The sequence below is a fragment of the Micromonospora sp. ATCC 39149 genome, assembly GCF_000158815.1.
Classification (GTDB): Bacteria; Actinomycetota; Actinomycetes; order Mycobacteriales; family Micromonosporaceae; genus Micromonospora.
In genome coordinates this window covers 1-12,953 of the sequence record NZ_GG657738.1, presented here as the reverse complement: position 1 = coordinate 12,953, position 12,953 = coordinate 1, and the positions used below count along the sequence as shown (strand labels likewise).

General features: G+C 73.5%; 9 protein-coding genes and 2 rRNA genes. 6 read left to right on the top strand and 5 right to left on the bottom strand.

The features are described from left to right. The coding region (locus MCAG_RS33130) for a hypothetical protein (RefSeq protein WP_198141443.1) at positions 1 to 637 on the bottom strand (637 nt) is incomplete at its 3' end. 25 nt (positions 638 to 662) lie between these two features. On the opposite strand from MCAG_RS33130, the gene MCAG_RS29375 reads away from it, so the two are divergent. From MCAG_RS29375 to MCAG_RS00035, 4 genes are all read left to right on the top strand, one after another. Then, entirely contained in the window at positions 663 to 1,298 is a 636-nt protein-coding gene (locus tag MCAG_RS29375; RefSeq protein WP_007070961.1) for a hypothetical protein, read from the top strand. A gap of 162 nt (positions 1,299 to 1,460) precedes the next feature. Beyond that, positions 1,461 to 2,771 carry a S8/S53 family peptidase gene (locus MCAG_RS00045; RefSeq protein WP_157547752.1) on the top strand — a complete coding sequence of 437 codons (1,311 nt, stop codon included), beginning with the start codon at positions 1,461 to 1,463 and terminating at the stop codon, positions 2,769 to 2,771. A 28-nt stretch (positions 2,772 to 2,799) separates the two neighbouring features. Beyond that, positions 2,800 to 3,432: an RNA polymerase sigma factor gene (locus tag MCAG_RS00040; RefSeq protein WP_007070959.1), complete on the top strand. Its 633-nt coding sequence runs from the start codon at positions 2,800 to 2,802 to the stop codon at positions 3,430 to 3,432. Next, positions 3,407 to 3,871, top strand: coding sequence for a hypothetical protein (locus MCAG_RS00035; RefSeq protein WP_007070958.1), 465 nt, complete (start codon positions 3,407 to 3,409; stop codon positions 3,869 to 3,871). The genes MCAG_RS00040 and MCAG_RS00035 overlap by 26 nt, the downstream gene beginning before the upstream one ends. Before the next feature lie 49 nt (positions 3,872 to 3,920). On the opposite strand, the gene MCAG_RS00030 is transcribed toward MCAG_RS00035, so the two are convergent. Together MCAG_RS00030 and MCAG_RS00025 are read right to left on the bottom strand one after the other, a co-directional pair. Then, positions 3,921 to 9,374: a carboxyl transferase domain-containing protein gene (locus MCAG_RS00030; protein ID WP_036371679.1), complete on the bottom strand. Its 5,454-nt coding sequence runs from the start codon at positions 9,372 to 9,374 to the stop codon at positions 3,921 to 3,923. Positions 9,375 to 9,665: 291 nt separating this feature from the next. Continuing rightward, positions 9,666 to 10,028 (bottom strand): hypothetical protein, encoded by a 363-nt coding sequence (locus tag MCAG_RS00025; protein WP_232290017.1) that lies wholly within the window; start codon positions 10,026 to 10,028, stop codon positions 9,666 to 9,668. A 125-nt stretch (positions 10,029 to 10,153) separates the two neighbouring features. On the opposite strand from MCAG_RS00025, the gene MCAG_RS00020 reads away from it, so the two are divergent. Together MCAG_RS00020 and MCAG_RS00015 are read left to right on the top strand one after the other, a co-directional pair. Then, a complete protein-coding gene (locus MCAG_RS00020; RefSeq protein WP_007070955.1) occupies positions 10,154 to 10,774 on the top strand; it encodes an L-threonylcarbamoyladenylate synthase in 621 nt (206 codons plus the stop codon). Positions 10,775 to 10,882: 108 nt separating this feature from the next. Then, the gene (locus tag MCAG_RS00015) at positions 10,883 to 12,448 is read left to right on the top strand and encodes a WD40 repeat domain-containing protein (protein WP_036371677.1); all 1,566 of its coding nucleotides are present in this window, start codon (positions 10,883 to 10,885) and stop codon (positions 12,446 to 12,448) included. A 169-nt stretch (positions 12,449 to 12,617) separates the two neighbouring features. Here the strand turns inward: MCAG_RS00015 and rrf are convergent. Together rrf and MCAG_RS00005 are read right to left on the bottom strand one after the other, a co-directional pair. Then, positions 12,618 to 12,734, bottom strand: a 5S ribosomal RNA gene (rrf, locus tag MCAG_RS00010). An 87-nt stretch (positions 12,735 to 12,821) separates the two neighbouring features. Then, positions 12,822 to 12,953 (bottom strand): 23S ribosomal RNA (locus tag MCAG_RS00005); the annotation flags it as partial.

Genomic DNA, 12,953 nt, shown 5'->3' with positions numbered 1-12,953 from the left:
CATGGACGGCCAGCCCCCGCCGCAGCGCCCGCGCCGCCGCGCGGTCGTCCCCGGCGAGGCGGTGCGACAGCGCCAGGGCGTACCACCCCTGGGCGCGGGCGGGCGCGGTGCCCCGCCGCCGGGCGCGGGCCGCCGCGTCCAGCAGGCTCGCCGCGCGGTCGGCGCGGCCCAGCGCGGCGGCCAGCCGGCCGGCGTCGATCCGGGTGGTCAGCGCCGGACCGGGCCAGCCGGTGGCGTCGAGCTGGCCGGCGGTACGCACCAACGCCGTGAGCAGAGTCGCCGATCGGGTGCCCCGGCGGAACTCGGCACGCAGCTCGACGTGCCGGGCGAAGGCGGCCCAGGTGCGGCGGCCCTGGCGGCGGAACCGGGCCCGCGCCTGGGCGGCCGTGTCGGTGGCGGTGTCCAGGTCGCCGGCGAGCAGCGCGGCCCGGGCCCGGGCCAGCAGTGCCTCGGCGAGGTCGGAGGCCATCCCCCGGCGGTTCAGTTCCCGCACGGCCACGCCGGCGACCTCTACGGCCTCGTCCACCAGGGGCACCGACAGCAGCAGCTCGAAGCGGTCCAGCAGCAACGCCGGCCGGGGCACGGCGAGGCGGCGGTACTCCTGTTCGACCTCGGCGAAGCAGCGCAGCGCCCCCACGGTGTCGCCGCGCTGACCGGCCGCGATGCCCAGGTTTCCAGCGGGCGTCGGCGGCGGCGAGGTCCAGCCCGAGCCCTTCGAAGATGGCCGCCGACCGGGCGAGGTCGTCGTCGCGGCCCCGCGCGCCCCGGTGGGCGTTGAGCAGGCCACGGTTGTTGCGGGCCCTCGCCTCCAGCAGCGGGTCGCCCTCGCGCTGGGCGATCTCGACCGCGAGAGAGTAGTCGCGCACCGCCTCGTCGTACCGGCCGCGGTAGTGCAGCACCACGCCCCGCTGCATCCGGGCCCGCCCGGCGTCGGCACCGGTGAGCTGCGGCAGCGCGGCGGTCACGGCCCGCAGGGCCGCAGCGGTGCGGCCGGCGTTGGCCAGCACGTAGCCGAGGCTCATCCGGGCCAACGCCCGCGCCCGGGGCGTGCTGGCGGCCCGTTCCGCCCGGCGCAGGTGACGCAACGCCCCGGGCAGGTCGTTGAGTTCCCGCAGGGCCAGGCCGATCGCCCGTTCGGCGGTGGACCGCTCGTCACCGGCGACGGCGTGACCGTTGGCGAGCACCCGCTGCGCGATCGCGATCGCCTCGTGGGGATAGCGTTGCACGGCGTCGAGCGCGGACTGGGCCGTGCCGGCGGAACCGGCGCTGTCGGCCATGCCAGACAGCGTTCCCGATGAACCGTCCACCGTCAATCCGGGGCCGGGCAGTGGAATTTGCACGCATTAGACGAACCGTTCATACAATTGACTTTCAACTATGCTTTGGAAGAATCGACAGCGCCCCGAAGTGCTGTCGCACCGGGACACCGACCGCGCAATTCGCGACCGCCTGGAGGACCGGTGCTTCCTGACCGCCCCCGCACGCCACTGTCCACCGGTCGGCTGTCCCGGCGGGGGCTGCTGGCACTGGCCGCGTGCGCCACGGCGGTGCCGCTCGGCAGCGGGCTGCGGCCGGCCGCCGCGGCGGCCGAGGACGCGGACGACGACGCCTACCAGAAGGCGTTCTCCACCGCGCTGGCCGCCGACCCGGACGTGCGGCGGTACACCGCGTCGGGCCGGGAGTTCCTCTACCGTCCCCGGCAGTTGCTCGCCGCCGACGCCGACGCCCAGCGGGTCTTCTCCTGGCTGCGCTCACGCGGCCACCAGGTGACCATGGGGGCCGGCTTCGCCGGCGTCACCCGGCTGCTGTTCGCCAAGGAAACCGACGTCCCCGCAGTGGTGACGGCGCTGCGCGACCCGAGGCAGTGGCCCGGCCAGAAGGTCCCTGTGGTGCAGCCCCACCACGTGCTGCTGGGCCTGGGCAACATCATGGGCAACCCTGGCAGTCCGCCCCGGGCCACGGCCGCGCTGCCGCCGCCGGACCCGGCTCGCCTCGGCGAGGGGGCCGGGGTCACCGTCGGGGTCTGCGACACCGGGATCTGGCAGCAGGCGGGCGCCTGGCACCCCCAGTGGCTCGGCGGAAGCTACCTGCCGGAGCCCGACGACGTGGACGCCCTGTACGTCTCCGGCACCACGCTGGCCACGCAGGGTGGGCACGGCACCTTCGTCGCCGGGGTCATCCGGCAGGCCGCGCCAGGGGTCCGGGTGGACCCCGAGCAGGCGTTGAACCCCACCGGCGTCGGGGACGAGGCGATGCTGGTGGCCGCCATGGCCCGCCTCGGGCCGCAGGTGTCCGTGGTCAACCTGTCCCTCGGCGGTTTCACCCAGGACGACGTACCCCCGCTGCCGCTGGTCAACGCCGTGGCCGCCCTGCCGCCCCAGACCGCCGTAGTGGCCGCCGCGGGCAACGCCGGCAGCAGCCGCCCCTCCTGGCCGGCCGCCCTGGAGCGGGTGCTGGCCGTGGCGGCGGTGTGCCGCGACGGCGGAATCTTCGTGCCGGCACCCTACAGCGGCTTCGGCCCGTGGGTCGACGCCTGCGCCCTCGGCGAGCGCGACAGCACCTACGTCGAGGGTCAACTGCCGCTGCCGGGACGACCGACCCAGGTGTTTTACGGCTTCGCCACGTGGGCGGGCAGCTCGTTCGCCACGGGGTACGTGTCCGGTAGGCTCGCCGCGATGATGACCGCCGGTGGCCTGAGCGCCGACGCGGCACGGCTCGCGCTGTTGGCGAACCCCCGCTGGCATCCCGATTACGGGGTGCTCGTCGCATGAGCCGCGCGACGGGCGACGGGGAGGCGCGGTGAGCGACGCGACGGCGGCCCGCCTGGTGGCGGCGGCTGCTGGCGGGGACGAGGCGGCGTGGACCGAGCTCGTACGCCGCTACACGCCGCTGGTGGTGGCGGTGATCCGGGCCCACGGGATGAGCCGCGCCGACGCCGCCGACGTCAACCAGACCGTCTGGCTGCGCCTGGTGGAGCGGCTCGACCAGGTGCGGGACCCGGAGGCGCTGGCTGCCTGGCTGGCCACCACGACCCGGCGGGAGTGCTACCGGCTGTCCCGCCTAGACCGCCGCAGCCGGCCCGTCGACCCGTACGACGACGCCCTCGACGTCCGTAACGGGTCGCTGGTGGACGCGGCGGCGCCCGACGAGGCGCTGCTGCGGGCCGAGCGGCGACAGGCGCTGCGGGAGGGCTTCGCGCAACTCCCGTCCCGCTGCCAGGAGCTGCTGGCCCTGCTGACGGCCGACCCGCCGGTCAGCTACCGGGAGATCGGCGAACGGCTGGGCATGCCGGTGGGCAGCATCGGCCCGACCCAGGCACGTTGCCTACGCAAGCTGCGCACCTGCCGAGCGCTCGCCCCGTTCCTCGGGGCGCGCCGTGGCGTCGAGACGAGCGGGGGTGAACGCGATGGCGCCGTGGCCGCCGGCCGATGACGACGCCCTGACCGTGGAGCTGGGCGCCGCGCTGTGGGACACCGGGCCGGTCCCGGAGGAGTTCCTGACCGCGGCGCGGGCGGCGTTCGCCTGGCGGACGGTCGACGCCGAGCTGGCGGTCGCCGAGCTGATGTTCGACTCGGCGTGCGACGCCGAGCCGGCCGGCCTGACCCGCTCGGGCGGCTCCGCGCGCACCCTGTCGTTCCGCAGCGGGCAGGTGGTGCTGGAGATCGAGGTGACGGAGGCCGGCATCATCGGTCAGCTCTCCCCGCCCCGGGGCGGCCGGGTCACCGCCCGGACGGCCACCGGCCCGTACGACGAGTCGCCGGTCGACGAGGTGGGCTTCTTCTCGCTGGGCGCGCCCCCGTCGGGTCCGGTCCGGCTGTCCGCCCGCGCCGACGGGTACGCGGTCGCCACCGACTGGGTCAGCCTGGGCTAGCAGCCCGGTCGGCCGGTGCCCTCGGGCTCCGGCCGACCGGGAGTGCCGTTCAGCGCGCGCCGGACTCGATGGCCTCGATGATCCGGGGTCGCAGCTCCGCGGCGCGGATGACGGCGTCGACGGAGCCGACCTCGACCGCCCGCTGGATGTTGTGCACCCGGTCGAACTCGGCGGCCACCTCGCCGAGCTTCTCCGCCCTAACCGACGAGCGCAGCTCGTCCAGTTCCGCGGTCAACGCGGCGCGGTCGGTACCGGAGGCGGCCGCGACGCGGGCCTCCAGGTCCCGCACGCGCGGGTCGGCGGCGGTGCGGGCGTTGACGTCGCCGGAGAACACCACGGCGGCGGCGGGGGCGCCGCCGAGCACCGAGGCGAACGAGCCCTCCAGCGCGAGCACGGTCATGTTCGGGTTCAGCGCCTTCGAGAAGACCACGAACGCCCCGCCGTGGTATCGCGAGATCACGCAGAACACGATCGGCCCCCGGAAGTTCACGATCGCCCGGCCGATCTCGGCGCCGTACTCCAGCTGGAGCTTGCGCATCGACTCCGGCGAGCCGTCGAAGCCGGACAGGTTCGCCAGCACGACGAGGGGCCGGTTGCCGCTGGCCGCGTTGATCGCCCGCGCGGCCTTCTTCGACGAGCGCGGGAACAGCGTGCCCGCGGTGTAGGTGTCCGGGCCGTCGGTGGGCGGGAAGCCGCGCCGGGGCACTGACCGCGACTCGATGCCGAGCAGGCACACCGGCATGCCGCCGAGGTGCACGTCCTGCACCACCGCGGTCTCCGCGTCTGCCATGCCCGCCCAGCGTTCCAGCACCGGGTGGTCCTGGTCGGACAGGGCCCGCATGACGCTGCGGATGTCGAACGGCTTCTTGCGGTCCGGGTTGGCCTCGGCGGAGAAGATCTCGCCGACCGTGGTGAAGTCGCTGCCCGCCATGACGTGCGGGAAGTCGGAGATGTCGCGGTCGACGGGGTCGGTCGTGGTCGCCCGACGCGGCGCCGACTCGCCGGGCGCGACGTACGTGTGGTCGTAGTGCGCCATCAGCACGTCCCGCGCGGCGGTCAGGTTCGGTGCCCAGTACTGGGCCTGCCCGTTCGGGCCCATCACCCGGTCGTAGCCGCCGATGCCGAAGTTGTCCTCCGCCGAGACGCCGCCGGAGAAGTCGAGCGACTGCTTGCCGGTGAGCACCATCGCCGAGTCCGGCGTCATCACCAGGACGCCCTTGGTGTGCATGAGCATCGTCGCCTCGGCGTTCCAGTACGGCTGCGCGCCGACGTTGATGCCCGCGACGACGATGTTGATCTCGCCGCCGTCCTGGGTGAACTCGACGATCCGCTTGAGCGCCGCGGCCACCCAGTCCATGTTCTCGGTGCCGGATTCCATGGAGATCCGCGCGCCGGAAGACAGCGCGTACCACTCCAGCGGCACCCGCATCCGCTCGGCCAGGTCCAGCGCCGCGATCACGCGCCGGCACTCCGGCTCCGACAGCGCGCCGAGGGACTTCGTCGGGTCGCCGAGCAGCACGACCCGGGTGACGCCCTCCGGGTACCGGGCGGTCCGGGTGGTGACCACGCCCGCGACGATCGCCGCCGTGTTGCGGCCCCGGGGCCGGTCGACCGGCACCAGCGCGTGCCGCTCGTCGAGGTCGTGCTCGACGAACTCGCCGAGCAGGGCGGTCAGCTCGTACGGGTAGACCGTGTTGCGGCTGGCGGCCCGCAGCACCTTCTGCCGGTACTCGTCGAGCGGCTCGACCGGCTCGTCCGACGGCTCACCGACGGTCAGCTCCCAGCCGCCCGTGGCGTCGAACGAGACCCGCACGGCGATCTTGGTCAGCTCGCCGGTGTCCCGGTCGTGCTGCCGCGCGATGAACAGGATCTCCTCCAGCCCCGCGCCGGCGGTCGTCGGGAGCACCCGCCCGGCGATCGTCTCCAGCTCCGCGCGGGTGATGTCGCTCGGCGGCCAGACGTAGACCACGATCCGGTTGGTGTTGACCCGCTTGCTCGACGGCCGCCGCGACTGCGCGCGCCGGATCGAGTCGAGGCAGGCGGCGACGGTGTCCTCGGCCGTCGGCAGGGCCACCAGTCGGCCGTCGTGCTCGCGCAGCTCGGTCAGGTCGCGCACCTGGGCGAACGCGACGAGGCGCTCGTCCGACGGGTTTTCCCGCGCCACGCACCGGAAGAGGTAGACCTCCTCGTCCGACGACGGCAACCGGGTGAGGTCGAACTTGCGCAGCCGCTCCAGCTGCATCCGCTGCGCGATGTACGGGTGCAGGAAGCGGACCAGCCGCTCCTCGACCATCCCGGCGGTCGACGGGCGGAACGTGAAGTGGTGGTGCATCACCGCGCCGCTGCGGCCGGCGACGGTGGCGGTGATCCGGCGGACCTGGTTCGGCAGCGGGTACGCGCCGACGACCTCGTGCAGCGCCGCCGCCATCGCCTCGGAGTCCTCGGGCTGCCGCTCCCAGGCCAGGTAGATGTCGGCGTCGACGGCGTCCTCGCCGCCGGCCAGCTCCGCGAGCCCGCGCAGCGCGTCGCCCAGCGCCTCGAACCGCACCGCGGCGGAGACCACCCGCGAGTCCGCGCGCTCGGCGACCACGAACGTGCAGCCCGCGACCTCGCTGGTACGCACGCCGGTGAGGCCCTTGTTGCCGTAGTACCGCCGGGTCAGCACCTCCAGCATGACCGCGTTGTCCAGATGGTCGCGGACGAGCCGCTGGCCGAGCAGCCGCACCAGCGGCTCGGTGCTGCGTACCATCTCGGCGACGCGCTCGGCGCGGTCCGGCGCGTCCGGGTGCGCGTCGAGGTGGCGCAGGTGCCGACGCACGGCCGCGTAGACGCGGGCCCGGTTGCGGCGCAGCAACGGCTGGCCGAGCCAGGCGAACACCACCCCGCGGGCGAGGTCGGCGACCACGGGGAAGCGCACCTGCGTCGCGGCCACCAACCGCTCCAGCGCGAGGCCGGCGGGCTCGCGCAGCACCTCGTCCGGCGGCGGCTCCCGCAGCCACTCGCGCAGCAGCGTCGCGATGACCGTGGCGTCGGCGGACGCGCGCTGCAGGGCGAGGAAGATCCGGAACACCGCGGCCTCGAGCGCGGGCGTACGCTCCAGCTCGGTGACGCCGTAGTGCCCGAGGGCCTTGGCGAGCTTGGCCTGGAACGTCTCCGGCAGGCCGGCCCGCTCGACGTCGAGGCACTGAAGGTAGGTGTGGAAGTACTCGCGGGCGCTGAACACGTGGCCGTCGCCGTCCTCGCCCGCCGGCCGGTTGCGGCTCAGCTCGGCGAGGTCGGCGAACACGTCGACGAGCCCGAGCTCCTCGGCCAGCGGCCGGTAGCCGTCCTCGGTGGCCGCCCGGCGCGCCGCGAGGTAGCCGTCGAGCACCCGGCGGTCGTCGTGCGGGTCGACGTCGAAGCCCAGCAGCAGGCTGCGCAGGTCCTCCTGGCCGCGCGTGGTGCGCTCGCGCGGCGGGATCGGCGCGGGGGCGGCGGGCAGGTCCAGCTCGACGGCCCCGGCGGCCGAGGTGTCCTCGGCCTCGGTGTCGTCGGCGAGGGGCTCCAGCCGCAGCAGCGGCGCGCCGGTCTCCACCTGGCTGCCGACGGAGACGGCGCATTCCTTCAGCCGCGCCCGGAACGGCGCCCGTAGCACCGTCTCCATCTTCATGCTCTCCAGCACCAGCACCGGCGCGCCCGCCTCGACCTCGGCGCCGACCTCCAGCGGCGTGGCGACGACCAGCGCGGGCGCGGGCGAACGGACGACGCCGCCCTCGTCGCGACTGACGCGGTGCGTCACGCCGTCCACCTCGACCAGGTGCACCGGCCCGTGGGTGCCGGTGAGCAGGCGGTACCGGGCACCGTTGACGACGATCTGCCCGGTGTGCCGATCGAAGCGGTCGAGTTCGACGTCGGCGGTGCGCACGCCGTCGCCCGCCTCGATGCCGACCCGGAAGCGGTGCGCGCCTACCCGCGCGACGCGCACCCGGTAGCCGACGCCGCGCAGCTTGAGGTCCAGCGGCCGGCCGCTGGCGTGCTGCACCTGCGGGCGTCCGCCGAACGCCGTCGACAGCAGCCGCTGCCGCTCGACACGCTCCTCCTCCTCGTACGCCTCGATGGCGGCGGCGGCCAGCGCGACGGCGGAGTGCCGGTGCGTCACGAGCCGGCCCTCGCCGCGGACGCGGTCGATCCAGCCGGTGTCCGCGCTGGCGTCGATCACCTCGGGCTGGTCGAGCAGGTCCAGCACGAAGCTCTTGTTCGTCGCGCCGCCCTCGATGATCACCGTGGTCTCCGCCATGGCGCGGCGCAGCCGGCCGAGCGCCTCGTCGCGGTCCCGGCCGTACGCGATGATCTTCGCGATCATCGAGTCGAAGTCGGCGGGGATGGTGTCGCCCTCGCTGACGCCGGTGTCCACGCGAATGCCCGGCCCGGCGGGCAGGTCCAACCGCGCGATGCGGCCCGGGGAGGGGGCGAAGTCGCGGTCGGGGTCCTCGGCGTTGAGCCGGGCCTCGACGGCGTGCCCACGCTCGGCCGGCGGCTCGCCGTCGAGCCGACCGCCCGAGGCCACGTGCAGCTGCGCCTTGACCAGATCGAACCCGCAGGTCACCTCGGTGATCGGGTGCTCGACCTGGAGCCGGGTGTTGACCTCCAGGAACGCGAAGAGCCGGTCGCCGGGGTGGTAGAGGAACTCGACGGTGGCGGCGCCACGATAACCGACCGCGACGGCGAGCCGCTCGGCCGACGCCTTGAGTTCGGCGGCCTGCGCGGCGCTGAGCACCGGCGACGCCGACTCCTCGATGACCTTCTGGTTGCGCCGCTGCACCGAGCAGTCGCGCACGCCGAGCGCCCATGCGGTGACGCCGTCGGCGATCACCTGGACCTCGACGTGCCGGGCACCGGTGACCAGGCGCTCCAGGAACACCACGCCGCTACCGAACGCGCGCGCCGCCTCCTGGCTGGTGCGCTCGTAGGCGTCGGCGAGTTCGTCGGAGTTGCTGACCACCCGGATGCCGCGCCCCCCGCCGCCCGCGGTCGCCTTGAGCATCAGCGGGTAGCCGATCTCGGCCGCGGCGACCAGGGCGGCGTCGAGGGTCTCGACCGCGCCGCGGCTCCACGGCGCGACCGGCACGCCGACCTCCTCGGCGATCAGCTTCGCGCCGATCTTGTCGCCGAGCTTGCGCATGGCGTCCGCGCTCGGCCCGACGAAGGTGACGCCGACCCGCTCGCACAGCTCCGCGAACGCCGGGTCCTCCGCGACGAAGCCCCAGCCGACCCACGCCGCGTCGGCCCCGGTTTCCACCAGCGCGCGTTCGAGGGCCTTCAGGTCGAGGTACGGGCGCGCGGACGCGGGACCGAGGTCGTAGGTCAGGTCGGCCTCGCGGACGAAGGTGGCCGCGCGATCGACGTCGGTGTGCAGGGCGACGGTTTCGATCCGTGTCCCGGTCTCGGCGGCCAGGTCCCGGACGGCGTGGATGAGCCGCATCGCGGCCTCTCCACGGTTGACGATGGCGACACGACTGAACACCGACCCAGCCCTCCTGTAGACCGACGACGGGCGCGCGCGACACTGCGGCCCCGGCAGTGCCCACCCTTCCGTGTACCGGCGGGCGGCGCCATGTCGCAGACAGCGCAGGCTACGCGGCCGACGTTGTAGGAAACCACCAAAGACCGTTGGCCGCACACGCCTAAGCAGGGCACTCGCCGACGGTGCCCGGGGGACGGCGGCCACGGCCCGGGGACGACGCACAAGGCCGAACGCGCTGCGGGCCACCGCCGCGCCCGCACGGCGGGCTTGGGGCCGGCGGCCCCGCCGGCGTCACCGCAGCCGGCGACGCCCGCCCAGCCAGTCGCGGGCCGGTCGCGTGTTGAGAGACCAGAGCACCCAGGCCAGCAGCCCCACCCCGACGATCGTGATCGCGCCGAAGAGGCCGAGCGAGGCCGCGGCGAACAGGCCGGACAGCGTGTACGCCGGGTAGGCCGCCCACGGCCGGCGGGCCGACAGACTCCCCGCCACCAGCGCACACGCGGCTGCCATGGTGGCGAAGAACAACGCGGCGCCGAGCGACCCGCCCTCGACCAGCAGCCGGTGCACCGTCGCCAGGGCGAACAGCAGCGTCAGGACCGCGAAGGCGAGCACGGTGACCCGTACGGAGCCGGGCATCGAAGCAGGACGCAGCATGTCTCCGTACCCGCCCCCACGGGGCGATCGAACGACCATAGAAACAACGATGACTGTCTACCTTTAAGCCAATCGAACACTGTCAGGAAGACGACAGGGCCCGGCGTGGGCCTAAGCTTCCGCCCATGGCGAAGTACCTCGACGTGCACCCGGACAACCCGCAGCCCCGCACCATCGGTCAGGTGGCCGACCTCATCCGCCGGGACGGCCTGATCGCCTACCCCACGGACTCCTGCTTCGCCCTGGGCTGCCGGCTCGGCAACAAGAACGGCCTGGACCGGATCCGGGAGATCCGCCACCTCGACACCGGCCACCACTTCACCCTGGTCTGCCACGACTTCGCACAGCTCGGCCAGTTCGTGCACCTCGGCAACGCCGTCTTCCGCGCAGTCAAGGCGGCGACCCCCGGCAGCTACACCTTCATCCTGCCTGCCACGAAGGAGGTGCCGCGCCGGCTGCTGCACCCGAAGAAGAAGACGGTCGGCGTCCGCATCCCCGCGCACACCGTCGCCCAGGCGCTGCTCGCCGAGCTGGGCGAGCCCCTGCTGTCGAGCACCCTGCTGCTGCCCGGCGACGACGAACCCATGACGCAGGGCTGGGAGATCAAGGAACGCCTCGACCACGTCGTCGACGCGGTCCTCGACTCGGGCGACTGCGGCACCGAACCCACCACGGTGGTCGACTTCTCCGACGGCGAACCCGAGATCGTCCGCGTCGGCGCCGGGGACCCGTCCCGCTTCGAGTAGTCCCGGGCCGCCACCGGCGTGGCGTCCACTTGACACAATCGGACCCGCATCCGCTCGACCCTCATGGAACCCCGGCTCGGCCGGGCCTGGGCACTGCGAGGTCACTGCATGGCACGACTCCTTCTGGTGACAGCCGCGACGCTGCTCCTGCTGGTCGCGGTGCGCTGGACACAACCGGACGCCCTGCGGCTCGACGGGTTCTGGCCGCTGGCGGCGACCGCGGTCGTGACGACGGTCGGCGCGGTCCTCACCCTGCGGCTGGCCCGGATCGTCTTCAGCCGGGTGGCGCCGTGGATCCGTGGCGTGGGCTCGACCGCCGTCGCGTTCGTTCTGCTGGCCGCGTTCACCGGGCAGTTCGGTCCGTCCGCGATCGTGGTCGCGGTGCTCGTTGCGCTGTCGCTGCTGTTCTCGTTGCTGCGTGGCGGCGCCGGCGCGCTGCGCGCGGAACCGTTCCCCCCGGACATCCTCGCCGTGGCCCGGGTCGTCGGACGGTTCGCGGTGCCCGCGCTCTGGTATCTCGCCGCCGTCGCGGTGGTCCCCGGGGTGCAGTCGGCGCACCGGTGGCCCGGCGCGCTGCTGGGCGGCGTCGTCGCGGGCGGCACGCTGCTCGTCGGCACCATGCTGACGTTCACCAGGCCCTGGCACGCCGCCGCGACGCCGGTGACGGTGGACGGCCGCCCCCTGGCCGCGTACGGCGGAATCGGGCACCTTGTCGGGATCGGCGACCCGGCCGCCGGCGAGGACCTACGGACGATGGGCTCCTCCGGCGTGCTCATCGACCTCGCGGGCATCTTCCCGGACCCGCTGCCCGAAACGCTGGGCCGGCAGCTCAGCCGACTCACCCCCGGTTTGGTCCGGGCCGTCTGTGCGATCGAGACGCCCCGGCGCACTCTGCTCGCCTCCGCCGGGTACGGCGAGGCCGTGCACCTGTGGAACCCGGCGACCGGGGAGGCGGTGCACGCCCTCGCCGGTCACCTGGCGCCCGTGAACGCTCTGTGCGCCGTGCCGGCCGGCGGGACGGTCCTGCTCGCCTCCGGCGGCGGCGACCGCGGGATACGCCTCTGGGATCCCGAGACCGGCCGGCAGGTCGGGCTGATCGGGTACGGCGTGGGCGCGGCGGTCCAGGCGTTGTGCACCATCGCGGGCGAGGACGGGGTCATCCTCGCTGCCGCGTACGCCGACGGGGCCGTCCGGCTGTGGGATCCCGCCGAGGGACGGCCGCCTCTCCAGATGAGTGCCCACGGCAGCAGCGTCAACGCCCTCTGCGCGGTCACCGTGGACGGCGTCGTCCGGCTCGCGTCGGCCGCCACCGACGGCACCGTACGTCTGTGGAACCTCGACACCGGCGCGGCCCTCGGCTCCTTCGACGACGACTCACCCAGGTACGCCCTCTGCCCGGTGACGGTGGACGGTGAGGTGCTCGTCGCGGCGGCCGGCGACGGCGTCGGTATCTCGCTGTTCGATCCGGTGACGATGACGCGCCGGGGATCACTGGGCACGGGGCCGCTGCTGCAGATGCTGCTGAACCCCAGGCCGATCGGCTGGATCCGATCCATGTGCCAGGTCGGCAGCGGCGACGACCCGTTCCTGATGTTCGCCGGGTACGACCGTGCCGTCGGGCAGATTCGGCTGCGGCCGGCACTGCGTTCCCTGTCCGAACCAGAGAGCGCCTGATCACGGCGGCACCGCCCTGCGGCCTGCCGGGCCGCAGGGTGCCGCATTTCCGGTTCCCGGAGACGGTTCAGGGCCACCCCCACAAAAGGATGACCCCGACCACACCACACCCCACAACCACACAATCGAGGGCCGACCCCCATAGGGGCGGCCCTCGACTGGAAAGAATGTCCGGCGGTGTCCTACTCTCCCACACCCTCCCGAGTGCAGTACCATCGGCGCTGGAGGGCTTAGCTTCCGGGTTCGGAATGTAACCGGGCGTTTCCCCTCCGCCATGACCGCCGTAACTCTATGAACATACCAAACAACCCCACCAACACACACGTGGGTCGCTTGCCCGTTCAGAGTTGCACAGTGGACGCGTAGCAGCTTCGTAATCAAGTCCTCGGCCTATTAGTACCGGTCAACTCAACCCGTTACCGAGCTTACATCTCCGGCCTATCAACCCAGTCGTCTAGCTGGGGGCCTTACCCCTACAAAGTAGAGTGGGATACCTCATCTTGAA